Raw genomic sequence first — 25,432 nt, 5'->3', positions numbered from 1 at the left:
GCGAGCCTCTAGCGCGGCTGCGACTTGAGATAGTCGCTCAAGCGTTCCAGACCTGCCGAAAGATGGTGGCCCGGCGCGCCGATGCCGATGCGGATATAGCCGTCCATCCCGTAGACATCACCCGGCAGCAGCATGATCCCGCGCTCCTCACGCAAGCGGTGCACGAGCGCAGTCGAGTTCATCGAGTGACTGTACTTGATGAAGGCCATTCCGCCGGCCTTGGGTGGCACGAAGGAGAAAAACTCCTCATTCGCCTTCACCCAGTCGGCAAGCAGCGCGAGGTTCTCCCGCAGGATGGTCTTGCTCCGCTGCAGGATTTCGGCGCGCTTCGCCGGCTGGATGACGATGCGGGCGATATGCTCGCTCAGCGCACTCGTCGTGATCGAGGTGTAATCCTTGTTCTGCCAGGCCGTGTAGATGTCCTTGGCCGGCCCGACCAGCCAGCCGATGCGCAGGCCGGGCAGCGCCATCGCCTTGGAGAGCCCGCTGGTGATGATCGCCTTCTCGTAGAGATCGGCGAAACTGGGCGGCTCGTCGGTTTCGAGCTCGGCGCCCTTGTAGACCTCGTCGGCATGGAGATAGCAGCCCTGCGCACGGGCGATCTCGACCAGCGCATCCATCGTCTCGCGCGAGAGCAGGCTGCCCGTCGGGTTGTTGGGGTTGCAGATCGTCATCAACTTGGTGCGCGGCGTGATCGCCCGGCGAACCTCGTCGAGATCGGGCGTCCAGCCCAGTTCCTCGCGCAGCTTCACTTCCTTGACGGTGGCGCCGATCGCCCGCGCCCAGCCCCAGATCTGCAGGTAGTTCGGCACGAAGACGACGATCTCGTCGCCCGGCTCGATCAGCGACATCACCATCAGGAAATTGGCTTCGGCCGAGCCGTTGGTGACGATCACCTCGTCCGAGGTCCGGTTGCGGTAGAGCTTGGCGATGTCCTCGCGCAGTTCGACCGCGCCATTGGTCCAGCCATAGCCGAGCTCGACCTCCATCAGCTTCGCGCGCTCATCCGCGCTGAGCAGCTCGTTCAGCGAATAGGGATGGACGCCGCTATCGGAGAGATTGAACTCGACGGTGTTCTCGTAGAGCGACTGGATGCGCTCCAGGCTGAATTCTTCGATCTTCATGCTGCCCATCCCGCGGCGGCCGATCCACCGCATCTCCCGCGAGTATGATGGGCATCATTTGGACGTCAAGGTCGACTTTGGAATTTACAGTCCAAATCACGATTGCTATCCCTTGGCGACCCCGTCGCAGTCGCTCCCGGAGAGCCCATCATGTCCGACCAGAACCCCGGTGCCAACAAGATGTGGGGCGGCCGCTTCACCACCGCGCCGGCCGATGTGATGCGCAGGATCAATCCCTCGATCGGCTTCGACTACCGGCTCTACCGGCAGGATATCGCGGCGTCCAAGACCCATGCCGCGATGCTGGCCCGCCAGGGCATCATCGCCAGCGCCGACAACGAGCGAATCCAGGCTGGCCTCGACCAGATCCGGGGCGAGATCGACCGCGGCGAACTCCAGTTCAGCATCGATCTCGAGGACATCCACATGAATGTGGAAGCGCGCCTCAAGGAGATCATCGGTGAGCCGGCCGGACGCCTACACACCGCCCGCAGCCGCAACGACCAGGCCGTCACCGATGTCCGCCTCTGGATGCGCGACGCGATCGATGCTCTCGATGGCACCATCCGCGACCTGCAACAGGCGCTGATCGAGCGTGCCAGCGAGCATGCCGAGACGATTATGCCCGGCTTCACCCATATGCAGGTCGCCCAGCCCGCGACCTTCGGCCATCACCTGATGGCCTATGTCGAGATGTTCGGCCGCGACCGCGAGCGCCTGGCCGGCGCGCGCCAGCGCACCAATGTCTCGCCGCTCGGCGCAGCCGCGCTCGCTGGCACCGCCTTTCCGATCGACCGGCAGTTCACGGCGGCGGAACTGGGCTTCGCCCGGCCGACCGAGAACTCGATGGATTCGGTCGGCGCGCGCGACCATATCTGCGAATTGCTGTTCTGCTGCTCGATGCTGGCCGTGCATCTCTCGCGCCTCAACGAGGAGATCACGCTCTGGTGCAGCGACGGCTTCCGCTTCATCGCGCTGTCGGACGCCTTCACCACCGGCTCCTCGATCATGCCGCAGAAGCGCAACCCCGACGCGGCCGAGCTGGTGCGCGGCAAGACCGGCCGCGTCGTCGGCTCGCTCACCGCCATGCTGGTGATGGTCAAGGGCCTGCCCATGACCTTCATGAAGGACATGCAGGAGGATAAGGAGCCGATGTTCGACGCACTGGAAACCGTCGAACTCTGCGTCGCCGCCACCACCGGCATGGTCAGGGACCTCACCGTGCGGCCCGAGGGCATGCGCGCCTTCCTCGACCGCGGCTTCCCGACCGCGACCGACCTTGCCGACTGGCTGGTGCGCGAGGCCGGCATTCCCTTCCGCGACGCCCACCACATCACCGCCCGCATCGTCGCGCTGGCCGAGGCCAAGGGCTGCACCTTGCAGGCGCTCGACCTCGACGCCATGCGCTCGGTCGATCCGCGCATCGGCGAAGCGGTCTTCGCGGTGCTGGCGCCGGAGCATTCCGTCCGCAGCCGGCGCAGCTATGGCGGCACCGCGCCCGACACGGTGCGCGAGGCGATCGAGCGGGCGAAAGGGCGCTGGCTGTCCGACCAGCCGATCCAAGCTTGATTGTCATTCCGGGGCTTCGCGCAGCGAAGAACCCGGAACCCACGATTGGGCGAGCGGCCGGCAACCGAACACAGGATGTCTCACCCGGTCGTGGGTTCCAGGCTCGCGCCTTCGGCGCGCCCCGGAATGACAAGCGGGGGCGGCCTATCAAAAGCATCCAGGTCGCCTTCGCCCCACGCAACCCGGCAGCCGCCGTCCCGCAAACTTTGCGGGGTCCAACCGGCCGCCTTTCTGGCTATGGAAGACGGCGCCGGTCGATTCGATCCGGCGACGGGAGAGAGATGATGGAACATGTCTGGTTGCGTGGGATCGCCGAGCAATTCGGCATTGCTGGCGGGCTGCGGCAGCTCGGCGGCGAATACGACCTCAACTTCCGCGGCCGGACCTCGGAGGGCGACGTCATCGTCAAAGCGATGCGCCCCCAGGGCGAGCCCGCCCTCGTCGACCAGCAATGCGCCGCGATCAGTCACGCCCTTGCCGCCGATCCGGCGCTGCCGCTGCCGCGCCTCCTCCCCGCCGACGGCAAGCGCTTCTGGCAGAACGTCGCCGATTCCAAGGGCCATCAGCGCATGGTCTGGGTCCAGCGCGCCTTCTCAGGGATTCCGATGGGCGAAGCCGGGCCGCAGCCGCCCGCCGTGCTCGCCGAACTCGGCGCGCTGACCGCGCGTCTCGACCTCGCCCTGCGCGACTTCAAGGTCACCGCCGCGCCGGACGCGGCAAAATGGGACCTGACCGAGGCCGGCTGGATCAAGCCGCATCTCGACGTGCTCGAAGGCTCGCGCCGCAAGCTCGTGGCGGAGATCGTCGCCGGCTTCGAAGCGCTGAAGCCCGCGCTCGACAAGCTGCCGCGCCAGACCATCCATAACGACCTCAACGACTTCAACATCCTCGTCGAGCCGCGCCTCGGCGAGCCCACCCGCATCAGCGGCCTGATCGATTTCGGCGACATGACGAATGGCCCGCGCGTCTGCGAGATCGCCATCGCCGCCGCCTATGCCATCCTCGACCACGAGACGCCGGAAACGGCGCTCGCCGCCTTCGTCGCCGGCTATCACGGCGTCTCACCGCTGAGCGCCGAGGAGATCGGCCTGATCTGGCCGCTCGTCCGCATGCGCCTCGCGGTCAGCGTCGTGAACTCGACGATCGAGGCCAAGGGCCGCCCGAACGATCCTTACGTCACAATCTCGCAGGCCCCGGCCTGGCGGCTCCTCGAAAACCCCGGCATCGACGGCGAGTTGATGGGCGCGCGCCTGCGCAATGCCTGCGGCCTGCCGGTCACGGACGCCGCCGGCCGCATCGCGAGCTGGATCGCCGGACAGCGCGGCAGCTTCGCACCCGTGCTCGGCCGCGCGCTCGACGGGCTGCCGGTCGGCTCGCTCGGCATCGCCGAGGCGACGATCCCGCAGAACCCGTTCGAGCTACGCGCCGACGAGGCCCGCAATCTCGGTACCGCGCTCGGCATCACCTCCGAGTGGTGGCTCGGCCAATACGGCGAGCCGCGTCTGGTCTATACCGACAAGGCCTTCCGCAAGGGCCGTTGGCTCGCCTCGAACCGCCGCACCATCCATATGGCCGTCGATGTCTTCGCGCCGGCCGGCGAACCGGTCCGCGCACCTCTCGCCGGCAAGGTCGCGCTGGCGGAGAACCGTGAAGGTCATCTCGACTACGGCGGCGTCGTCATTCTCGAACATCGCACGCCTGCGGGCGACGTCTTCCATACGCTCTACGGCCACCTCGCCGCCGATGGCGCTGCCAAGCTGAAGCAGGGCCAGGAGGTCGCCGCCGGCGAGGCCTTCGCCAAGCTCGGCCCGGCCGAGGAGAATGGCGGCTGGGAGCCGCATCTGCATTTCCAGCTCGCGCTGACGCTGGATGGCATGGGCCATGACTGGCCGGGTGTCGCCGATCCCGACGACTGGGCGCTCTGGCAGGCGATCTGCCCGAACCCCGCCGCCCTGCTCAACCTGCCCGACGATACCGTCGCCTATCAGGCGATCGACGAGGTCGCGCTGCTGGCCGAGCGCAAGGCCCGCTTCGGCGCCAATCTGAAGCTGAGTTACAAGCGGCCGATCACCTTCCTGCGCGGCTGGCGCCACCATCTCTTCGACGCGATGGGCCGGCCCTATCTCGACGCCTATAACAACGTGCCGCATGTCGGCCACGCCCATCCGCGCATCCGCAAGGTGGCGATGGACCAGCTCGCGCGGATGAACTCCAACACGCGCTATCTGCATCCGGCGCCAATGGCGCTGGCCGAGCGCCTGACGGCAAAACTGCCGAAAGAGCTGGAAGTCTGCTTCTTCGTGAATTCCGGCTCGGAGGCGAACGAGCTGGCCCTGCGCCTCGCCCGTGCGGCGAGCGGCGGCTACGACATCGTCACGCCCGATCACGGCTATCACGGCAACACCACCGGCGCGATCGACATCTCCGCCTACAAGTTCAACAAGCCGAACATGGGCGGCCGCAAGCCCTGGGTGCAGCTCGTCGACGTCGCCGACGATTATCGCGGCCGCTTCCGCCGCGACGATGCCGATCGCGCTCTCCACTACGCACAGCAGGTCGACGGCGCGCTTGCGGCCATCGCGGAACGTGGCGGCAAGGTCGCGGGCTTCATCGCCGAGACCTTCCCGAGCGTCGGCGGCCAGATCATCCCGCCGCCCGGCTATCTCGCCGCGGTCTATGAACGCATCCGCGCCGCCGGCGGCATCTGCATCGCCGACGAGGTGCAGACCGGTCTCGGGCGCCTCGGCGACTATTACTTCGGCTTCGAGCAGCAGAATGTGCGCCCGGATATCGTCGTGCTCGGCAAGCCGCTCGGCAACGGCCACCCGATCGGCGCGCTCATCACCACCCGCGCCATCGCCGAGCGCTTCGCTGAGGGACCGGAGTATTTCTCCACCTTCGGCGGCTCGAACCTCTCCTGCCGCATCGCCTCGGAAGTGCTCGACATCGTCGAGGAGGAAGGGCTCTCGGCCAACGCCAAGGTGATGGGCGACAAGCTGCTCGCCGGCATGCGCGACCTCGCGAAGGACTACCCTTGCGTCGGCGACGTGCGCGGCATCGGCCTCTTCCTCGGGCTGGAGCTGGTCACGGATCGCGAGACGCTGGAGCCCGCGACCGATGCGGCAGCCCATGTCATGAACCGCCTGCGCGACATGCGCATCCTCGTCGGGCGCGAGGGGCCGGCCGACAACATCCTGAAAATCCGCCCGCCTCTGACGGTCGGCGCCGACGATGTCGAGATGATCCTCGACCGGCTGAAGATCTGCCTGCGCGAGGTCGAGGCCGCGCGATAGCGCGATCTTCGGGGCTCCGGCCGCTTCTGGCGTGGCCGGAGCCGCCATGCCATCCTGCCCATGCGCGGAGGAGCGGCGATGGAGTTGAAATGGCTGGAAGACGTGCTGAGCCTGTCGACCACGCTCAGCTTCTCGCGCGCCGCCCGTGAGCGCAACATCACGCAATCGGCCCTGAGCCGCCGGGTCAAGCAACTCGAGGATTGGCTCGGCTCTCCGCTGTTCGACCGCAGCAGCTATCCGATCCGCCTCACGGAAGCGGGCCGGACCTTCCTGCCGCGAGCGCAGGAGATCATCTGGCAGGTGCAGGGCGCACGGCAGGAACTGCGCCAGTTGCACGAGATCGCAACGGAGACGCTGATCTTCTCCACGCTCAACACCTTGTCGCTGACCTTTTTCCCCGGCCTGATCCGCCGCATGGAAGAGACGCTCGGCCCGATGAAGACCCGGTTCTGCGAGCAGCGCTCGTCCTTCGACGGCAATGTCGCGCTGCTCGACCGGGGCGAATGCGATTTCCTGCTGACCTATGCGCACGAGGCCGTGCTGCCGGAGCTCGATCCCGAGCTTTTCACCTATCGTCGGCTCGGCACCGAGCGGGCGATCCCCGTCTCGATTCCGGACAGGCGCGGCGAGCCGCTTCACGCCTTCCGCTCCGGCGAAACGCCGGTGCGCCTGCTGAGCTATGGCAGCTCGACCTTCTTCGCGCGCCGGCTCGCCCTGCTCTTCGCCGAGCGGCCGACGCCGCTGGTCACCGTCTACGAGAACCCGATGTCGGTCGGGCTCAAGGCCATGGTCCTGGCCGGGCGCGGCGTCGCCTGGGTGCCGGAGAGCCTGGTGGTCGAGGAACTGCGCAGCGGCCAGCTCGTGCCCGCTGCCGATACCTCATGGTACGTCTCGGCCGAAATCCGGCTCTATCGGGCAAGGCAGCAGAGCCGCCTTCCCGTCGAGCAGTTCTGGGCCGCCGTAGCGGAGGCCAGCCCGCCGGCGCGCCCGGATGACATGGCCCGCCCGGCTCTCGCTCGGCACGGACCTAGCCGCCCCGCCTCCGACGACCGGAAGTCCGTCGCCTCGACACCGGCCTGATGGACCTCAACCCGGCTGGCGGGCTTCGAGGATCAGGCGCAGCAGGCGGCCGAAGGCGAAGCGGTTCACCTCCGTGCCCTTGATGTCGGTGTTGACGCGGTGGACGATCACCAGGTCGAGCGAGGGAATGACGAGGCAATACTGCCCGCCGACGCCCTGGGCGCTGTAGCTGCCCGCCGGCAGCACGACGCCGGGGAAGCCCGCACCGGAGCGCTCGGTCCACCACATATAGCCATAGCCGCCGCGCGGGCCGGCATCGGAGAGCGGCAGCACGCTGGTCGCGACCCAGTTGGCTGGCACGACCTGCGCATCTTGCCAGCGGCCCTGACGCAGGAACATCAGGCCGAAGCGGGCAAGGTCCCGCGTCGACATGCGGAACGGATAGGCGGGGTGAACGGAGCAATCGTCCGGCTCCAGCCAGCCGTCGCGCCGCTCGCCGTCGAGGCGGAAATCCTCCAGGCCGAGCGGACGGCCGATCCGCGCCAGGAAATCGTCATGGATGCCGGCGCCGGTCAGCGCCGTGAAGATCGTGCCCAGCGCATTGAAATCCCAGTTGTTGTACAACCAGAGGGCGCCCGGCGGCTGCGAATGGCGCGGCGGCTTGATCGACTTCATCCAGGGCGATTCATAGCCTGCCGGATGGAAGATACCGGAGCGCGCCGTCAGCAGATCGTAGATCGTCGCCGCCTTCTCGCGGTCGCTCAGCCCCTCCTTGTCGTCGATGCCGAGATCGGCGAGCGTGCGCGACAGGTCGATCCGGCCCTCCTCCTCATGGATACCGATCAGCGCGCTGAGGAAGCTCTTGCGGACGGAATGACACTGGTAGCGATGGGCGAGATCGCCCCGGCTCGCCACCACGCGCCCGCCTTGCACAATCATCACTGTCGCCGTCGAGACGGTGTCGGCATAGCGCCAGGCCCGGTCGAGCCCCTCGCGCGACCAGCCGGCCGCCTCGGGCGCCACGCTCTCCCAGCCATTCGCCGGCCAATGCTCCGCATTCAAGGCTTCGCTCGTCATACCTATCCCGTCCATGTCTTGATCCGCCGAAGCCCGGCCGCTCACGCGATCGGGCGGTAGCCGACGCTCGCCTCGAGGAACTCGCGCGTATAGGGCTCATGCGCCCGGCCGGCCCGAACGTCCTCGGCGCTCATCTGCTCGAGGATGCGGCCCTCGCTCATCATCGCGACGCGCTCGCACAGATGCGTCACCACCGCGAGATCATGGCTCACCATGAGATAGGTCAGGTCGCGATCGCGACGGAGCTGCTTCAGCAGGTTGAGGATCTCGGCCTGCACGGAGACGTCGAGCGCCGAGGTCGGCTCGTCCAGCAGCAGAAGCTCGGGCTCGATGATCAGCGCGCGCGCAATCGCGACGCGCTGCCGCTGCCCGCCCGAAAGCTCGTGCGGGAAGCGATAGCGGAAGGACGGTCCGAGGCCGACGGCGGTCAGGATCTCGTCGATGCGCTCCTGCGGCCGGTCGAAGCCGTGGATCTTCAGCGGCTCGGCCAGCACGTTCTGCACCATCTTGCGCGGATGCAGCGAGGCATAGGGGTCCTGGAACACCATCTGGACGCGGCGGAAGAAGGCCTTGTCGCGCTTGTGCGGCACCTCGCGGTCATGGAAGGCGATCGTGCCGCCATACTCGCTGTTGAGACCCGCAAGCGCGCGCAGCACCGTCGACTTGCCGCAGCCGGACTCGCCGATCAGGCCGAAGGCTTCGCCATGGCCGAGCGTGAAGGAGACGTCGTCCACCGCCTTGAGCGCGGACGCGCCGCGGCCGAAGGCGACGGAGAGATGACTGACCGTAAGGGCAGCCGGACGGTTCGCTGCCATGGTCGGATCAGCAGCGTTCATGTCCGGCTCCCGCTCTGCAAGGTCGGCCCGTCCAGCCAGGCCGGATCGCGGCTCGGCACCTGCAGCATGTCGGCCTGCCGGTCGAGCCGCGGCAGGCTGTCGAGCAGCGCGCGGGTATAGGGATGGCGCGCATTGCGCAATTCGCGCGCCGGGATGTCTTCCATGATCCGGCCGGCATACATCACCAGCACCCGGTCGCAGAAATCCGCCACGAGATTGAGGTCGTGGCTGATGAAAATCAGCCCGGCGCCGCGCCGCGTCACCAGCTCGTCGAGGATGCTCAGCACCTGCCGCCGGATGGTGACGTCCAGCGCCGAGGTCGGCTCGTCCGCGATGATCAGGTCCGGCTCCGGGATCAGCATCATCGCGATCATGATGCGCTGGCCCATGCCGCCCGAGACCTCGTGCGGAAAGAGCTTGAAGACGCGCGCGGGGTCGCGGATCTTCACGGCCTCCAGCATGGCGAGCGCACGCGCCTCGGCCTCCTTGCCGCCGACCTTGTGGTGCAGGCGGTAGGCCTCGGTGATCTGCTCGCCGACCCGCATCAGTGGGTTCAGCGAGAATTTCGGGTCCTGCAGGATCATCGAGATGCGGTTGCCGCGGATCGTCCGCATCTGGCGCTCGCTGGCGGCAAGCAGATCGATCCCGTCGAAGGACAGCTTCTTGGCGGAGATTGTCGCGGCCTTCGGCGTCAGCTTCAGGATCGTGCGACCGGTCAGAGACTTGCCCGAACCGGATTCTCCGACGATGCCGACCTTCTCGCGGCCGACGCTGAAGGAGATGCCGCGCACCGCCTGCACCGAGCGATGCGCGCCCTTGAAGGTGACGGAGAGGTCCTCGACCTCGAGCAGCGGCTTATCCATGACGCGGATCCAGGATATCGCGCAGGCCGTCGCCGAACAGGTTGAAGGCCAGGCTGGTGATCAGGATGGCGAGGCCGGGAATGCCGGCGATCCAGCCATTGGTCAGGATGAACTCGCGACCCGAAGCCAGCATCGCGCCCCATTCCGGGCTCGGCGGCTGGGCGCCTAAGCCCAGGAAGCCGAGGCCGGCCGCCGTCAGGATGATCGACGCCATGCTGAGCGTGATGCGCACCACGACGGAGGGAATGCACATCGGCACGACATGGCCGAGGATGATCCTGAGCGGCGACGCGCCCTGCAGGCGAACCGCAGCGATATAGTCGGACTTGCGGATCGACAGCGTCTCGGCCCGCGCCAGACGCGCGATCGGCGGCCAGGCGGCGAGCGCGATCGCGATGATCGCATGGTCGATGCTGGGTCCCAAGGCCGCGACGAAGGCGAGCGCCAGCACCAGGCTGGGGAAGGCCAGGAAGATGTCGACGATGCGCATCAGCACGGTGTCGACCCAGCCGCCGAGATAGCCGGAGGTGGTGCCGACGATCAGCCCGAGCGGCGCCGCGATCACCGCCGTCAGCATGGCGATGTAGAGCGTGATCCGGGCGCCGAAGACCAGCCGGCTGAAGATATCGCGGCCAAGTTCGTCGGTCCCGAACCAATGCGCGGCCGAGGGCCGTTGCAAACGGTTCGTCAAGTCCTGCGCGTAGATGTCATGCGTCGCGACCAGCGGCGCGAACAGCGCCGTCAGCGCGATCACCACGATGATGGCGAGGCCGAACATGGCGGCGGGATTGGCCCGCAGGCGCCACCATTTGAGCGACAATTGCTGCATCCGCGCCTGGAAGGGCGAGGACGGGACGGGCGCGGCGAGCCAGGCCTTGAGGCCACGCCCGCCGGCCTGGTCGATGGAGTGTGGTGTCATGGCCATGCCTCAGCGGGTCCGCGGGTCGAAGACCCGGTAGAGCAGGTCGCACAACAGGTTGAGCGTGACGAAGATGACGCCGACCAGAAGCGTGCAGCCGACAACGGCGTTCATGTCGCCTGCGAGCAGCGCATTGGTCAGATAGCGGCCGAAGCCGGGCCAGGCGAAGACAGTTTCGGTCAGCACCGCGCCTTCGAGCAGGAAGGCGTAGGACAGCGCCACCACTGTCACCACCTGCACGGCGATGTTGCGGAAGGCATGGCCCCAGACGGTGCGCGCCCAGGACAGGCCCTTCACGCGCGCCGTCACCACGTATTCCTGACTGAGCTGCTCCATCATGAAGCTGCGGGTCATGCGGCTGATATAGGCGAGCGAGCTGAAAGCCAGGATCGAGGCCGGCAGGATGATGTGCGACACGGCGTTGCCGAACATCTCCCAGTTGCCGGCGAGCAGGCTGTCGATCAGCAGGAAGCCGGTGACGGGTTCGAGGTCGAACTCATAGGTGAAGTCGATGCGGCCCGGTCCGCCGACCCAACCCAACGTCGCGTAGAACAGCACCAGCCCCATCAGGCCGAGCCAGAAATTCGGCGCGGAATAGCCGATCAGCCCGACGACCCGAACGATCTGGTCGAGCCAGGAGCCACGATACATCGCCGAGAGCACGCCGAGCGGAATGCCGAAGCTGGTGCCGATCACGATCGCCACGCTGGCAAGCTCGATCGTCGCCGGGAAGACGCGGGCGATATCCGTCATCACCGGCTTGCCGGTGGTCAGCGCCATCCCGAAATCGAGATGCAGCACGCCCCAGAGATAGCGGCCGAACTGGACGTAGAGCGGCTGGTCGAGGCCGAGCTGCTTGTACATCGCCTGATAGGCTTCCTGGGTCACGTTGTCGCCGAGCACGGCGACGACCGGATCGAGCGGCAGCAGGCGGCCGATGAAGAAGGTCAACGCCGCCAGCCCGAGCAGGGTGACGGCGAAGGAGACGAGCGTTCGACCGGAGGCCTTGAGCCAGGACGGAAGGATTGTCCGTCCTGGATCGGAGCTCAGGCCGGGCGCCGCGGTGGCGGTCCGGGACATTCAGATGGCCTTGCTTGCAGATGGCCTTACTTGGCGGCGCGCTCGTAATAGGTCCGGAAGCCGTTCCAGGTCCACGACTTCAGGTCCTTGCGCACGCCGGCGACGCTGTTCATCTGGAACATGAAGGCCATCGGTCCCTTGGCCATCACTTCCTTCTGGATCGTGGCGTAGAGCGCGTCGCGCTTGGCCGTATCGGGCTCCAGCAGGGCCGCGTCGATCTGCTTGTTCAGTTCGAGGTCCTGATAGGCCGCGCGCCAGCTCGGATACTGGGTCTGCTTGGCTTCCAGCCGGTTGTCGGGGTTGAAGACGAGGCGCGAGGCATTGCCATGGGCATCCGGCACGCCGGTCTGCCAGGCGAGCATCGCCGACTGGTACTCACGCCCGCGCACCTTGCTGAAGAGCTGGGCATTGGCCATGCGCTCGAGCGAGAGCTTGACGCCGATCTTGGCCGCGTTCTGCTGGACGCTCTGGGCGATCGGGTTGGCATGCGGCAGCGTGCCGAACAGCACGCTCGCCTCGAAGCCGTTGGGATAACCGGCTTCGGTCAGGAGCTGCTTGGCCTTGTCGAGATCGAGCTTGAAGGGCTGCCCCTCCTTCGCGTCGAGCGCACCGACGGCGCCAAGCTGGGCGAAGCTGGCGCGCGGCACGCCGAGATGGGTCATCACCGTCTTGCCGAGGGTGTCATAGTCGATCAGGTAGCGCATCGCGAGGCGCACCTTCTCCTTGGAGAACGGACCGTCCGCGACGTTGAAGCCCCAGTAGAACAATTGCGGCCGCAGGACCTTCTCGATCGCGATGTCCTTCGAGCCTTCGAGGTCCCGCAGGTCCTCCGGCGTCAGGTCGCGCGCCACGTCGACATCGCCCTGGCTGAGCAGCAGACGCTGCGTGCCGGGCTCGGCAACGTGGCGGATCAGCACGCGCTTCAGCGCCGGTGCCTTGCCCCAATAGCCGTCATTGGCCTCCAGCACGATCGACTCGCCGGCATTCCAGCGCGTCAGCTTGTAGGGACCGACGCAGGCCGTGCGGGTCGCGAGGTACTTGTTGCCGAGATCGCTACCCTGCTCGTTCGCCATCAGGGTCTTCTTGTCCATGATCATGGAGACCCGGTTGGCGCCGATCGCCTGCAGCACCAGCGTCGTCGGATAGGGCTTGTCCAGCTTGAGCGTGAGCGTGTCATTGCCCGCGACGATGGTCTGTTCGACATTGTCCTTGGTGAAGCCGTACTCGGTCAGCGTCGCCGCATTGCCGAAGTTCAGCTTGACGACGCGGTGCATCGACCAGGCGACGTCCTCGGCGGTGACGGGATTGCCGGACGGGAATTTGGCGCCCTTCTGCAGATGGAAGGTGATCTCCTTGCGATCCGGCGAGACGTCCCAGCGCGAGGCGAAGCTCGGCACGACCTTGCGCTCGTCGGCCTGGTCGAAATCGACCAGCGTGTCGCAGGTGTTCTGCAGGATCTCGTTGGTGACGACCTCGCCGACCTGGGCGGGGTCGAAGGTGCTGATCGCGTCGATGTTCCAGGCCATCACCAGCGCGTTCTTCGGCGTGGCGGCAATGGCGGCTCCCGCACCCGCGCAAAGGGCGGCGGCCGCAGCGGCCGAGAGAAGCTTGCTCCCGACGAGGCGTCGCTTGGTTCCGGTATCGTGGTTCTGGTTGGCCATGATTTCTGTCCCGCTCTTTGGTTTGTTGTTTGATTGAAAACGCGTCGGTAGCCGGGAGCAACCGCAAATGCTGCTCCTGGCGAGGTTGTTCAGGCGGCCTGAGGTCGCGGCTTGATCGGCGGCTTCACATCGGCCGGGATCGGGCAGACATAAGGCGTCTGTGTCACCCGTTCCTGGTGGTCCTTCTTGGCCCGCGCCAGCAGCGTCTCGTCGCTGATCACGTCGACCGCGGTGGCTGCCATGATCTTGGCGGCATGGACCATGCCCTTATGCGCGGCCGGGGCCTTGCCCTGCGCCGTGATCTGCCAGGAATGGCCGGGCGTACCGATGGCATGGGTCGCGACCCTGGCCTGGATGGTCGGCACCTTCCAGCTGACATCGGCGACATCGGTCGAGCCGATCATCGGCACGCCGCGCGTGCCCTGCGGCACGACGAAATCGCAGAGCGGCGTATCCTCGCGCGGCGCGATGCCGGTGCGGCGATAGTCGTTGAGGATGTCGGCCGGGCCGAGCGTAGCCTGGATCTTCGCCGCATAGGCCTTGTCGGCCGCGTCGAACGGCACGGGACCGAGGCGATCGATGTTCTTGAACATCGCGTCTTCCAGCGGCGTGTTGCCGAGCATGTTGGAGACCGCGCTCATGATCGAGATCGAGACCCTGGTCTCGGTCATCAGCGCCGCGCCCTCGGCGATCTTCTTCACGCGCTCGTTGAGTTCCAGCATGCCGGCGAGGTCGCGCGCCCGGATGGCGTAGCGCACCTTGGCCGAGGCCTGCACGACGTTCGGCGCGATGCCGCCGGCATCGAGATAGGCATAGTGGATGCGCGCGTCGGACGGCGCATGCTCGCGCATGTAGTTGACGCCGACATTCATCAGCTCGACCGCATCGAGCGCCGAGCGGCCGAGATGCGGCGCGGCCGCGGCATGCGAGGCGCGGCCGGTGAACTGGAAATCCATCCGCGTGTTCGCGAGCGACAGCGCATCGTCGACCTTGGTCATCGAGGCCGGGTGCCAGCTGATGGCGACATCGACATCGTCGAAGGCGCCGGCCCGCACCATGAAGGCCTTGGCCGCGCCACCCTCTTCCGCCGGGCAGCCGAAATAGCGCACGCGCCCCGGCCGGCCGGTCCTGGCAAGCCAGTCCTTCACCGCGGTCGCCGCCAGCAGCGCGGCCGAGCCCAGCATGTTGTGGCCGCAGCCATGGCCGTGGCCGCCGGCCTCGACCGGTTTCGGCTCGGCGATATTGGCTTCCTGGCTCAGGCCCGGCAGCGCGTCGTACTCGCCGAGGATGGCGATGACCGGGCCGCCCTCGCCCGCCTCCCCCATCACCGCGGTCGGAATGCCCGCGACGTTCTCGGTGATGCGGAAGCCCTGCTCCTTCAGCATGGCGATATGCTCGGCGACCGAGCCATATTCGGTATAGGCGATCTCGGGCATGCCCCAGACGCGGTCGCTCAGCGCCTCGAAAGGCTGCCGCTTCGCGTCGACCAGCTCCCAGATGATCTCGGAATTCTGCATGGTTTGCGTCCTTTCAGATGCCGCGGGCGCTCAGAGATGCTCTCGCAGGAAACGGGCCACGCCGCCGAAGACGGTGCGCCGGTTCTCGATCCGGGCGAAGCCATGGCCCTCATGCGGGATGCGGACATATTCGACCGGGCGACCGAGGCCGCGCAGCACCGAATAGACCATCTCGCTTTCGCCCGGTGGCACGCGGGGATCGTCGAAGCCCTGCGCGATGAAGAGCGGCACGCGGATCTGGTCGAGCTTGTGGATCGGCGAGAAGCGGATCAGATTCTCGCGGTCGGCGACCGGATCGCCATATTCCACTGCGCGCAGATAGCGCCGCCACGGCCCGGTCGTCTCCAGCAGCGTCAGGAAATTGGCAATGCCGTAGAACTCGATCCCGACCTTCCACAGCTCCGGCTGCTCGGTGAGTGCCGCCAGCACCATGAAGCCGCCATAGGAGCGGCCATAGACCGCGACGCGATCGTCATTCACGTCGGATTGCTCGCGCAACCAGAGCCTGACCGCCTTGAGATCGGCGACGCTGTCCATGCGCAGATGCTTGTCGTCGAGATGGTGATAGCTGCGGCCATAGCCGGTCGAGCCGCGGACATTCGGCGCAATCACCATGATGCCCTGGCTCAGGAAGAACTGCAGGTCGGCCCGGAAGATCGGGGTCCACTGCGCCTCCGGTCCGCCATGGACGACGACCACCGCCGGATAGCCACCCTCCGGCGCCTTGCCGCGCGGCCGGTAGACGAAGAACGGCACTTCGAGCCCGTCGAAGCTCTTCGTGCTCGCGACCGTCGGCTCGACGAAGGTGGCCTGATCGATCCCCGCCTTCGAGGCATCCGTCAGGCGTTTGACCTGCTTCGTCGCTAAGTCGAAACGCCAGATATCGGGCGACGAGGTCGAGCCGTCGAGCGGGAAGACGAGCCCCGAACCATCCGGCAGCCAGGCGACGGAGCCGATCGAGCCGGCCGGAAACCCCTCGACCTCGAATTCCGCCCCGCCGGCGACATCGCGCACAAAGATCCGGTTCCAGCCGCGGTCGTTGGCAACATAGGCGAGGCGGTTCTGGTCCGGCGCCAGCGCCACCGCCTCGATATCCTGCCCGTCGCGCGCGACGATCCAGCTCAGCGTGCCGTCAGTCGCCGAGCGGAAGGCGACGCTCAGAAACTCGCGGCCCTGGTCGGTGATCGAGAAGAAGCCGCTGCCATCCTTCTTCATCCGGTTCGCGGCATAGCGGGCGCGGCCCTCATGCGGCAGCAGAGCTTCGCGCGCCCCGCTTTCGAGATCTAGCCGGTAGAGGTCCTGATCGTTCATCGCATGGGTCGCATCGGCGACCAGCAGCGAGCGCCCGTCCGGGAAGAAGGCCACCGCCTCACGATAGCCATTGCCCTCGAACACGCGCCGCGCCGCCCGCGTCGCCATGTCCATCACATAGATGTCCATATGCTCGCGGTCGCGTGCGTTCGATGCGAAGGCGATGCGCTGTCCGTCCGGCGCCCAGCAGCCCCAGACATGGACCACGGAAGGATCATCGGTCAGCGGCTGCGGCACGCCGGACGCGCCCGGCACGAGCCAGAGCTGATGCCGCTCGTCGCCGCCGCAATCCATCGTGAAGAGCAGGTCGCGATTCTTCGGGTTGAAGGCGATCGCGCCGACCGGCTCCGGCATATCGGTCAGGCGCCAGGGCGCACCGCCGGCGAGCGGCCGGAGCCAGATCTGGTGCGTGCCGCTCTCGTCGCTGAGATAGGCGAGCAGTTCGCCATCCGGCGCGACCGCCGGGCTCTTGGCGCTGCGGATTTCGAGATAAGGCTCGATGCCCAGACGAATCTGGCTGGCGGCTTCGTACATGATGGTTCCTTCAGGCCGCGAGGGCCGGCATGGAATCACGCAGGCGATCGGTCGCGTCGCGCAGGGCGAACGACAGGGCCGGCGCGTTCGGCGTCGCAGCGTGGTTGGCCTCGGTCACGATGGTGAAGCGCGCCTCGGGCCAGGCCGTCTTCAGGCGCCAGGCCGTGCACATCGGCGTCACGATGTCGTAGCGCCCCTGCACGATCTCGGCCGGCAAATGCCGGATGCGCGAGACGTCGCGCAGCAACTGGCCGGGCTGGAGAAAGGCGCCGTTGACGCAGTAATGCGTGAAGATGCGGGCCAACGCGAGCGCGGCATCCGGCTCGGTCAGCGCCGCGACATGCTCGGCATCGGGCAGGAAGGTCTGCGTGTTCCCCGAGAAGGTGCGCAAGGCGACCGCAGCCGCCAGTTGCTGCTCGCGATCGGGGCCGGTAAGCCGCCGATAATAGGCGGCAAGCAGATCGCCGCGCTCCGCCTCCGGCACGAAATTGGCGAAGGTCTCCCAATGGTCCGGGAAGATCGTGCGCGAGCCGTGGAACCACCAGTCGATCTCGGCACGCTCGGCCATGAAGATGCCGTGCAGGCGGAAGCCGAGGCAGCGCTCGGGATGGGCCTGTCCATAGGCAAGGCCGAGGCAGCTCCCCCAGGAGCCGCCCGTGACGAGCCACCGTTCGATGCCAAGATGCTGTCGAATGCGTTCGAGATCGGCGATCAGCGCCTGCGTGGTATTGCCGGCGAGTTCCGCCAGGGGGCTGGAGCGCCCCGCGCCGCGCTGATCGAAGGTCACGATCCGGAAGGCGGATGGATCGAAGGTCTTGCGCTGCGCCGGCTTGGTGCCGCCGCCGGGCCCGCCATGCAGGAACACCACGGGGATACCGTCGGGATTGCCGCTGAGATCGACATGAAGCTCATGTCCGTCGCCGACCGGCAGGCGCAGGGACTCGTAGGGTTCAACCGCCTTGTAGAGGGCGTTCTGGTCGTCTGGCACACCGGGCTCCGCCGAACCGGAGCGTCGGAGCGCTCCCTCGATGTCGGCAGGATGGCATGCCCGAACGGCTGCTGGCTAATGCATTCGGAGCGCATTGTTATGACAACACGGAATAGATTGGCCGATCCGTGGAACCTTGTCGATTCTCCGAGAAAGACGCGTGAGCCGCAACCCCCATCGTTTGACGTATGTCTGAGTTGCTGTATACAGCTCTATAGCTCGATAACGGGAGAAGATCGGGATGGCATTCAGCATCATTCGTGCGGCGCTCGCCGCGGCAACGCTCACCCTGGTCGCGCCGGCGGCGCAGGCCGGCCCTGTGCTCGACAAGGTCAAGGAAGACGGCAAGATCATCTGCCTGGTGAACCCGAATTCGCCGGGCTTCTCGGTTCCCGACAGCGCCGGCCGCTTCCAGGGCTTCAATGTCGAGTTCTGCCGCATGGCCGCCGTCGCGATCTTCGGCGACGCCGCCAAGGCCGAGCTGCGGGGCATCGGCTTCTCCGACAGCCTGAAGGCGATCATCAGCGGCAGCGCCCATATCGCCTCGCGCGGCATCACCGCGACCGGCACGCGCGACGCCGATCCCGGCGTCTCCTTCGTCACCACCACCTTCTATGACGGCCAGGGCTTCATGATCCCCAAGAGCCTCGGCATGACCAAGCTCGCCGACTTGTCGGGGGCAACGGTCTGCGCCGAGGAAGGCTCGACCACCCTGCTCTATCTCGCCGATTGGTTCGGCGAGGCGAAGCTGCCCTACAAGGTCGAGAACATCGCCGACAAGACCGCCCGCCTCCAGGCCTTCTTCTCCGGCAAATGCGACGCCGTCGCGAGCTCGGTCTCGGCGCTGGCCGCCGACCGCCTGCTGGCGCCGAAGCCGGACGATTACGTGCTGGTTCCCCAGCGCTCCGCGACCGAGCCGCTGGCACTCGTCTCCCGCCCCGATACCGAGCTGGAAAAGACCCTGTTCTGGGGCGTCCAGGTCATGGTCGCGGCCGAGGAATTCGGCCTGACCTCCAAGAATGTCGAAGCCAAGCTCGGCGCGCTCAAGGACATGCCCGTCGACGCCCAGCGTCTGATCGCGCCGAACGGCCCGACCGCCGACATGGCCAAGAAGCTCGGCCTGCGCCCGGACTGGGCCTTCCAGATCATCAAGCAGGTCGGCAATTACGGCGAGGTCTTCGAGAAGCATATCGGCAAGGCCTCGCCGCTGGCGATGGACCGCGCCCAGTCGCCGAACCGCCTCGCCCGCGACGGCGGCCTGATCTTCTCCTATCCGGTTCGGTAAAGCACACGACCGGGATGCCTGAACAAGCCCTTCCGGAGCGATCCGGAAGGGCTTTTCGCTAGCCAATTGCGGCTTCTGATCAACGCTTGCCGATTTTCCACGGAACCACGCCGTCATCCCGGGCTTGCCCCGGGATCCATTGTAGAGCGCAAAGGCCCTTCGATGGATCCCGGATCAGCGCCGCTTCGCGGCTTGTCCGGGATGACGGCGTGTTTCCCCGAGGACCAACTTCTCTCGGTGCAAGAGTGGACAATCCCCATCCCAATCCGCTTCATGATCGCGATGAGCACCGCATCTCCCGATGGCGGGATTGCCGGGCGGAGGGACGCATGGCTGAGGGGATTGCCTGGATCGAGCCGCCGGGCCAGGTCGGCGCGATCGGTATGCTGCCGCTGCCCGGTCTCGTCATCGCCCGGCGCGGCGAACGCTTCGTCGACGGCGCCTTGCAGGAGGAGGTGCTGGACGCGCTCGCTGCCCGGCAGACGGCCTTTCTGGTGGTCCTGCTCGATGACGGCGAATGCGATCCCGACGAGATCGAGGACCTGCGCCACGCCGCCGAAGCGCGATCGATCGTCCTGCTCCGCGCGCCGATCGTGGATTTCTCGGCGCCCGACCAGCGGCTCGACTGGCCGGCTCTGATCGAACGCCTCGCCGGTGAGCTACGGCATGGGCACCGCATCGCCTTCTGCTGCCTCGCCGGCTATGGCCGCTCCGGCATGATGGCGGCACGGCTGCTGATCGCGACCGCCTCAACCGCAGAGGACGCCATCACCGCGGTGCGGAGCGCACGTCCCGGAGCCATAGAGAGCGAGGAGCAGGTCGCCTACCTGCTATCCTGCGCCCCGTAGCGCGCCAGCATCCGCTCGAGATGCGCCGCATGCAGCCGGAACAGCTCCGGCGCCGACAGGCCAGCGGATTGCCCGACCACTGCCGCGATCTCCTCGACCAGCAACGCATGCATCGCCGCGGGCTCGCGCTTCAGCCAGTCGATCCAGCTGCGCGCAGTGCGGAAGAAGATGGTATCGTCCATCTGCCGAAGCGCCTCGTCGCCGATCAGGGCGTTGCGGACCTCGTGATGCGTCCGCCAGACATCCCAGGCTTCCTTCAGCGAGGAATCCGGCTTCAGCAAACCGGCCAGAGCCTGCAACCGCGCATAGTCGGAGCCGAGCGTCGAGGGTAACTGGAGCGGGATCAGGTCGGCGATCAGGCGCGTCAGACCGATGCGGAAGCGCAGCATGTCCGCCGATTGCGGGCCGACATAGGAGACGATCGTGCCGACGCCGTTGCGGGTCTCGGCGAGTTGCTCGTAAACCAGCCGCTGCAGCACCTGCCGGATCGGCGTGCGGCTGACACGGAATTCGGTCGCCAGCGCCGTCTCGTGGATGACATGGCCTTCGTCGTACTCGCGCAGGCAGATGCGATCGCGCACGATCTCGAAGATCACGTCATTGCGCGAACGAACCAGCTGGCGCAGCTGGCGCGTATCCGAACCGGCGATATCGACCGTCATCGTCTCTCTTCCTGCCCGCCTTGATGCTTAGAGCATCGCTCAAGCGGCTGGTCACTTCTTTTGTCGAAAGCCGGCTCTAATGCGCCTTGACGGCGCCATGGCCCAACCGCCGGGCGCGCTCGGAAATCAGCCAGCAGCTAATGAAGTAAAACAGGCCGATCGCCAGGTTCGCCTCCAGCGAATAGGCCTGCCATTGCGGGTCGGCATAGGCCATGCGCGCCGTCGAGAGCAGGTCATGCATGCCGACGATCGCGACGAGCGAGGTATCCTTGAAGCTGCCGATGATCGAATTGGTGATGCCGGGGATAGCGGTACGCAGCGCCTGCGGCAGCACGATCAGCCGGATGCGCTGCGCCGACGAGAGGCCGAGGCTCGCCGCCGCTTCGGTCTGGCCCTTCGGCAAGGCCTGCAAGCCACCCCGCACGTCCTCGGCGAAATACGCCGCATAGAACAGGGTGAGCACGATCAGGATCGCCGCGACCGGCTCGATCGCCGCGCCGCGCGACAGAAGCAGCGGCAGGATGAAGATGCCGGCGAACAGCACCGCGACCATCGGGATCGCCCGGACGGCCTCGATATAGCCGACGGCGAACAGGGACAGCCCGCGCTGGCCCGACCAGCGCGCCAGCGCCAGCACGACACCCAGCGGAAAGGCCGCGGCCATGCTGAAGGCCGAGAGGAACAGGATCAGCGGCAGGCCATTCCAGCGATGCGATTCCACCACCGGAAGACCGGCGACGCCGCCGCGCAGCAGCAGATAGGCGCAAGCGCCGGAGACCATCACGAGTACGGCCCGGCCAGCGACGCCGATCGGCGCCTTTGCGAAGGCAAGGATGGCCGCGATCATCACGGCGCTGGCGAGATAGGCGCGCCAGCGCTCGGGCTCGGGATAGGTCCCGGTCAGGACGAGATGGACCTTCTCGCGCAGGAAGGCCCAGCAGGCGCCGCTCGCCGCCGCGCACTCGACCCGGCTGCCGGAGAAGGGCACGGCATCGACCACGCCCCAGCTCAGCGCCTTCGCGACGAAAGCCACGACCCCGTACAGGACGAGGCCGGTGAGCAACGTGTTCCACCAGCTCGAAAACAGGTTCGACCGCAGCCAGCGACCGGCCGCAACGAGGCGGCGGCTCTGCGGCGGACCGGCAACGGGGGTTGTCTCGGCGAGCGTGATCATCTCAGCGCCCCCTGATGCGGAAGACATGGTTGCACCAGTTGACCCCGGCCGAGATCAGCAGGTTCGCGATCAGGAAGAACAGCGCGACCAGCGTCATCAGTTCGATCGGCCGAAACGTCTGGTTCACCGAGGTGCTGACCACGCTGAGCAGGTCGGAATAGCCGATCGCGAGCGCGATCGAGGTGTTCTTCAGCAGGTTGGAGTACTGGTTGCCGAGCGGCGGCGTAATCACGCGCAGGGCCTGCGGCAGCACGATCAGGCGCATCGTCCTGAGCCGGCTGAGACCCAGCGCCAACGCCGCCTCGTGCTGGCCGCGCGAGGTCGCAAGGATGCCGCCCTCGACGATCGCGCCGATCTGCCCGCCATGATAGACCGAGAGCGCCAGGACCAGCGCCGCGAATTGCAGGGAGAGCCCGATGCCGCCGCTGACATTGAAGCCGGTGAGCTTCGGCACCGACCAGCCGATCTCCACAAGCCCCGACAGGGAGAGCCCGGCATAGAGCGCGAGCCCCGCCGCCAGCACCGGCAAGGCGACCGGCCGACGCTGTCCGGTCACATCCTGATGCCGCTTGACAGCCCGCGCCCAGAACACCCAGCCGGCGAGCCAGAGACAGGCCGCGAACGCGAGCCAAAGCCCGCCATGCCCGATCACCGGTGAAGGCAGGGCGAGCCCGCGATTGCTCAGCATCGCGCCGAACGGGCCGGTCCAGGCCGCCTTGATATGCGGCAGGCCGCGGACCAGCGCGACATAGAGCGCGATCACGATCAGGAGCTTCGGCAGGTTGCGCAGCAACTCGACATAGAGCCGCGCCAGATTGCGCACGAGCCAGTTCGAGCTGGTCATGGCGATGCCGACGACGAGGCCGATGGCGCTCGCCAGCACCAGTGTCACCGCCGCAGCAGCCAGCGTATTGAGGATGCCGACGAGCAGCACATAGGCATAGGTATCGCGCGGAGAATAGGCGATCAGGCTCTCGCTGACATCGAAGCCGGCCTGCTGCCAGAGGAAGGAGAAATCGATTTCCATTCCGGCCGCCGCGAGATTGGCCGAGACGTTCCGCGCGCCCAGCACGCCCACACCGACGAGCCCGAGCAGGACGACGAGCGGCCAGACCAGCCCTTCCAGGCGCTCGCGCAAAGGCGCACCCGGAGGCGGCGGGCTCGGCGGCTTGAGCGCGCCCGCCGCGAAAGCCTGACTGCTCGCTACAAGCGGAGGCGTGGATCCGATCTCGCTGGTAGGGTCGCGTGTGGACAGCATGATGATATAGCTGTACACAGCTATATCATCATGTCAATCAACGACCCTGAAGCCTTGCCGCGTGAAGTGAACACCGCTTCGCGCGAAGACGAGGCGACAGGTAGAATGCTCCGCCCTTCCGCCATTCTGGAGACTTGCTTGCACAGCCCGCCGCCGTCCGTGTCCCGTCTCGACCTGCCCGGCTTCGCCGGCGCGCTGCTGCTCGGCCCCTGCCCCGGCCGGCGCAAGGAGACGCTCGATAATGCCGCCTCGCAGGCGGCGCTGACGGAAGATCTGACGCGGCTCGCAGGCTTGGGCGCGACAGGCCTGCTCAGCCTTGTGGAAACCAAGGAACTGCCCCGCGGCCTCGACGGCTTCGCCGCCGCCGTCCGGGCGGCAGGACTGAAATGGACCCATCTCCCCATCCCCGACTACGGCGTGCCGGATACGGGCTTCATCGCCGGCTGGCGCGAACTCGATCTCTCGCGCCGCCTCCGCGAAGGCGAGAACTGGGCAATCCATTGCCGGGCCGGCCTCGGGCGCACCGGCACTGTCGCCGCGCTGCTGCTGGTCGAGAACGGGGCAAGCGCAGCGGACGCTATCGCTCACATCCGCCGCGAGCATGATACGGCCGCGGTCGAGACCGAGGCCCAGGCCGATTTTCTGGTCGCACAGGAACAGGGCGCGCTCCGGCCTCCCATCGCCCGAAGCGCGCCCTGAACCCGCATCGCCATCACGGGGCCGAGACGGTGATGCGGCCCTTCATGTTGGGATGGAAGCGGCAGTAGTAGTCGATCGCCTCCGCCTTCTGGAGCGTCACCCGGCCGGTCTTCCTGGCGGGGATCATCACCTCCATCCCGCCCTTCACCGTGGCGGTGTGGGCGAGGATGTCCCGGCTGACCCATTCGATGGTGTCGCCGACCTTCGCGTTGACCTCCGCCGGCGTGAAGACCAGCTTGTCGACCATCACCTGGATGGTCTCGGCCCACGCCGGGACGGAAGTCGCGACCAGCATCGCCGCTGCGGCCGCTGCAAGGGCATATTTCGCGCGCATGGCGCCGCCCTCACCGCAGCTCGGCGGCGACATGCACCGCATGCTGCTCATGACCCTGGAAAATCTTCAGCCCCGTCTCGAGCAGCCCCTTGAGCTCGGAATTGCTCGCCGACGGGATCAGCAGGGTCTGCAAGGCCCCGTTCACCTGCTGGTGGAAGGCGACCTCGTTGGCGACATAGGCCTTGTCGAAAGCCGCGCCGCGCAGCTTGGCGAGCGCTGCCTTGGTCTTGCCGGCGGCATCGGAGAGGGCCCGACTCGTCGCATTGTCCTCCGGCTTGACATTGAGCTTGCCGACGAGGGCGAGCGCCTGCTTGTTGACGGCCTCGTGGTCGCGCAGCATGTCCTTGGCGAAGGACACGACCACCTTGTTCCGTGATTTCGCGATGGCCTGCTTCGCCGCCGCGACGTCGATCGCGCCCGCCGTATAGGCGATATGGGCGATCTGCGGGTCGGTCGGCTTGTCGGCAGCCTGCGCTGCGGTCGTCGCGCCCAGCAATGCCAGGACAAGGGCGAGACTATACTTGCGAACGGACATGACTCCTCCTTCTTCCGGCCGCGGGAGCGGACCGGAACGCTTTGTTTCATCGACGCTTATTGGATGCCGGAGCGGCCGAAACGTTCCCGGAATCTCAGCCGGAAAACCCAAGTCTTTGCATCACGGCGGCGGTCAGGCGTTCGCAGCGACGCCCGGCGAAGGGAAAGGCGTCGAGCAGGACCGGGCCGATTTGCTGCTCCAGCTCCTTGTGCAGCAGCAGCCTCGCCCGGTGCAGCCGGGTCTTGACCGTCTCCGGTCGGATGTCGAGCAGCGCGGCCGTTTCCTCGACGCTGCGTCCCTCGATCACCCGCGCCATGAACACGCCGCGATAGACGTCCGGGAGATTGTCGGTCGCGCGCTCGACCAGTTGCAGGATCTGCCGCTGCGCCATCGTTCGCTCCGGATCGTCGTTGCTGGTGCTACCGGGAAACGGGATGATCTGCGCCGGGATGCCCGGATCCTCCGCGCGCAGCGCCTGAGCCGCCCGCTTCTTCCGGCGCAGGCGGCCCAGCGCCTCGTTCAGCGTGATGCGCGACAGCCAGGTCGCCAGTGTCGCCTCGCCGCGAAAGCTGCCGAGATGGCTGAAAGCCCTGACATAGGCCTCCTGGACCACGTCCTCTGCCTCGCTGTCGTTGCGGATCACCGCCCGCGCGATGCGATAGAGCGCCTGGTTATGCGTCGTCATGATCGTGCGGAAGGCCTGCGGATCGCCCGCGCTCGCGCGGCGGGCGAGGTCAAGGTCACCGGCCGAGGCGGAAGCCGCATCGCGGACGAGGGTCGGAATGGATGGCATGATCTGTCCTCCTGTCCGCATCGGATGGCCGAGGCCGCAAAAGGTTCCCGAT

General features: G+C 66.9%; 22 protein-coding genes and 1 pseudogene. 6 read left to right on the top strand and 17 right to left on the bottom strand.

Annotation, left to right across the window (positions count from 1 at the left end):
- Positions 1–8: 8 nt before the first annotated feature.
- On the bottom strand, positions 9–1,124 hold the full coding sequence (locus AC6RIC_RS05790; protein ID WP_499735469.1) for an aminotransferase class I/II-fold pyridoxal phosphate-dependent enzyme: 1,116 nt from the start codon (positions 1,122–1,124) through the stop codon (positions 9–11).
- Positions 1,125–1,274: 150 nt separating this feature from the next.
- Between AC6RIC_RS05790 and argH the strand changes: the two genes are divergently transcribed.
- From argH to AC6RIC_RS05775, 3 genes are all read left to right on the top strand, one after another.
- Positions 1,275–2,693 (top strand): argininosuccinate lyase, encoded by a 1,419-nt coding sequence (gene argH, locus AC6RIC_RS05785; RefSeq protein WP_499735468.1) that lies wholly within the window; start codon positions 1,275–1,277, stop codon positions 2,691–2,693.
- 284 nt (positions 2,694–2,977) lie between these two features.
- Positions 2,978–5,986: an aminotransferase class III-fold pyridoxal phosphate-dependent enzyme gene (locus AC6RIC_RS05780; protein ID WP_499735467.1), complete on the top strand. Its 3,009-nt coding sequence runs from the start codon at positions 2,978–2,980 to the stop codon at positions 5,984–5,986.
- Positions 5,987–6,064: 78 nt separating this feature from the next.
- Entirely contained in the window at positions 6,065–7,066 is a 1,002-nt protein-coding gene (locus AC6RIC_RS05775; protein WP_499735466.1) for a LysR family transcriptional regulator, read from the top strand.
- A 6-nt stretch (positions 7,067–7,072) separates the two neighbouring features.
- Here AC6RIC_RS05775 and AC6RIC_RS05770 read toward each other — a convergent pair whose 3' ends face one another.
- The 10 genes and pseudogenes from AC6RIC_RS05770 to pip all read right to left on the bottom strand — a co-directional run bounded on the left by AC6RIC_RS05770 (position 7,073) and on the right by pip (position 17,792).
- Complete coding sequence (locus AC6RIC_RS05770; RefSeq protein WP_499735465.1) at positions 7,073–8,083, bottom strand: serine hydrolase domain-containing protein; 1,011 nt, start codon at positions 8,081–8,083, stop codon at positions 7,073–7,075.
- A 41-nt stretch (positions 8,084–8,124) separates the two neighbouring features.
- Positions 8,125–8,919, bottom strand: coding sequence for an ABC transporter ATP-binding protein (locus tag AC6RIC_RS05765; RefSeq protein ID WP_454655405.1), 795 nt, complete (start codon positions 8,917–8,919; stop codon positions 8,125–8,127).
- On the bottom strand, positions 8,916–9,083 hold the full coding sequence (locus AC6RIC_RS05760; RefSeq protein WP_454658943.1) for an ABC transporter ATP-binding protein: 168 nt from the start codon (positions 9,081–9,083) through the stop codon (positions 8,916–8,918). Before AC6RIC_RS05760 ends, AC6RIC_RS05765 begins: the two co-directional genes overlap by 4 nt.
- A gap of 210 nt (positions 9,084–9,293) precedes the next feature.
- Positions 9,294–9,704: pseudogene (locus AC6RIC_RS05755) on the bottom strand (ATP-binding cassette domain-containing protein); the annotation flags it as partial.
- A 70-nt stretch (positions 9,705–9,774) separates the two neighbouring features.
- A complete protein-coding gene (locus AC6RIC_RS05750) occupies positions 9,775–10,701 on the bottom strand; it encodes an ABC transporter permease (protein WP_454655404.1) in 927 nt (308 codons plus the stop codon).
- A gap of 9 nt (positions 10,702–10,710) precedes the next feature.
- Positions 10,711–11,781 (bottom strand): ABC transporter permease, encoded by a 1,071-nt coding sequence (locus AC6RIC_RS05745; protein WP_454655402.1) that lies wholly within the window; start codon positions 11,779–11,781, stop codon positions 10,711–10,713.
- A 26-nt stretch (positions 11,782–11,807) separates the two neighbouring features.
- Complete coding sequence (locus AC6RIC_RS05740) at positions 11,808–13,442, bottom strand: ABC transporter substrate-binding protein (protein ID WP_499735464.1); 1,635 nt, start codon at positions 13,440–13,442, stop codon at positions 11,808–11,810.
- A gap of 89 nt (positions 13,443–13,531) precedes the next feature.
- The gene (locus AC6RIC_RS05735; RefSeq protein ID WP_499735463.1) at positions 13,532–14,959 is read right to left on the bottom strand and encodes a M20 family metallopeptidase; all 1,428 of its coding nucleotides are present in this window, start codon (positions 14,957–14,959) and stop codon (positions 13,532–13,534) included.
- A gap of 30 nt (positions 14,960–14,989) precedes the next feature.
- A complete protein-coding gene (locus AC6RIC_RS05730; protein ID WP_499735462.1) occupies positions 14,990–16,804 on the bottom strand; it encodes a S9 family peptidase in 1,815 nt (604 codons plus the stop codon).
- 10 nt (positions 16,805–16,814) lie between these two features.
- Entirely contained in the window at positions 16,815–17,792 is a 978-nt protein-coding gene (gene pip, locus AC6RIC_RS05725) for a prolyl aminopeptidase (RefSeq protein WP_499735461.1), read from the bottom strand.
- A 241-nt stretch (positions 17,793–18,033) separates the two neighbouring features.
- On the opposite strand from pip, the gene AC6RIC_RS05720 reads away from it, so the two are divergent.
- Together AC6RIC_RS05720 and AC6RIC_RS05715 are read left to right on the top strand one after the other, a co-directional pair.
- Positions 18,034–19,077: a transporter substrate-binding domain-containing protein gene (locus tag AC6RIC_RS05720; RefSeq protein WP_499735460.1), complete on the top strand. Its 1,044-nt coding sequence runs from the start codon at positions 18,034–18,036 to the stop codon at positions 19,075–19,077.
- Between the two features lie 329 nt (positions 19,078–19,406).
- A complete protein-coding gene (locus AC6RIC_RS05715; RefSeq protein WP_499735459.1) occupies positions 19,407–19,925 on the top strand; it encodes a protein-tyrosine phosphatase family protein in 519 nt (172 codons plus the stop codon).
- On the opposite strand, the gene AC6RIC_RS05710 is transcribed toward AC6RIC_RS05715, so the two are convergent.
- From AC6RIC_RS05710 to AC6RIC_RS05700, 3 genes are all read right to left on the bottom strand, one after another.
- Positions 19,901–20,587, bottom strand: a complete 687-nt coding sequence (locus AC6RIC_RS05710; RefSeq protein WP_499735458.1) for a GntR family transcriptional regulator — start codon at positions 20,585–20,587, stop codon at positions 19,901–19,903. The genes AC6RIC_RS05715 and AC6RIC_RS05710 overlap by 25 nt on opposite strands.
- Positions 20,588–20,663: 76 nt before the next feature.
- Complete coding sequence (locus tag AC6RIC_RS05705; protein ID WP_499735457.1) at positions 20,664–21,761, bottom strand: amino acid ABC transporter permease; 1,098 nt, start codon at positions 21,759–21,761, stop codon at positions 20,664–20,666.
- Between the two features lies 1 nt (position 21,762).
- Complete coding sequence (locus tag AC6RIC_RS05700) at positions 21,763–23,037, bottom strand: amino acid ABC transporter permease (RefSeq protein ID WP_499735456.1); 1,275 nt, start codon at positions 23,035–23,037, stop codon at positions 21,763–21,765.
- 120 nt (positions 23,038–23,157) lie between these two features.
- Here AC6RIC_RS05700 and AC6RIC_RS05695 point away from each other — a divergent pair, with 120 nt between their 5' ends.
- Complete coding sequence (locus AC6RIC_RS05695; protein WP_499735455.1) at positions 23,158–23,718, top strand: phosphatase domain-containing protein; 561 nt, start codon at positions 23,158–23,160, stop codon at positions 23,716–23,718.
- Positions 23,719–23,731: 13 nt separating this feature from the next.
- Here AC6RIC_RS05695 and AC6RIC_RS05690 read toward each other — a convergent pair whose 3' ends face one another.
- From AC6RIC_RS05690 to AC6RIC_RS05680, 3 genes are all read right to left on the bottom strand, one after another.
- Entirely contained in the window at positions 23,732–24,085 is a 354-nt protein-coding gene (locus AC6RIC_RS05690) for a cupredoxin domain-containing protein (RefSeq protein ID WP_499735454.1), read from the bottom strand.
- Positions 24,063–24,587 carry a DUF4142 domain-containing protein gene (locus AC6RIC_RS05685; RefSeq protein WP_499735453.1) on the bottom strand — a complete coding sequence of 175 codons (525 nt, stop codon included), beginning with the start codon at positions 24,585–24,587 and terminating at the stop codon, positions 24,063–24,065. Before AC6RIC_RS05685 ends, AC6RIC_RS05690 begins: the two co-directional genes overlap by 23 nt.
- A gap of 94 nt (positions 24,588–24,681) precedes the next feature.
- A complete protein-coding gene (locus tag AC6RIC_RS05680) occupies positions 24,682–25,380 on the bottom strand; it encodes an RNA polymerase sigma factor (RefSeq protein WP_499735452.1) in 699 nt (232 codons plus the stop codon).
- Between the last annotated feature and the right edge of the window lie 52 nt (positions 25,381–25,432).

Source organism: Allobosea sp. TBD101, from assembly GCF_059817965.1.
Note: the sequence above shows the minus strand (reverse complement) of the source record. Positions and strands in the feature narration are given on the sequence as shown.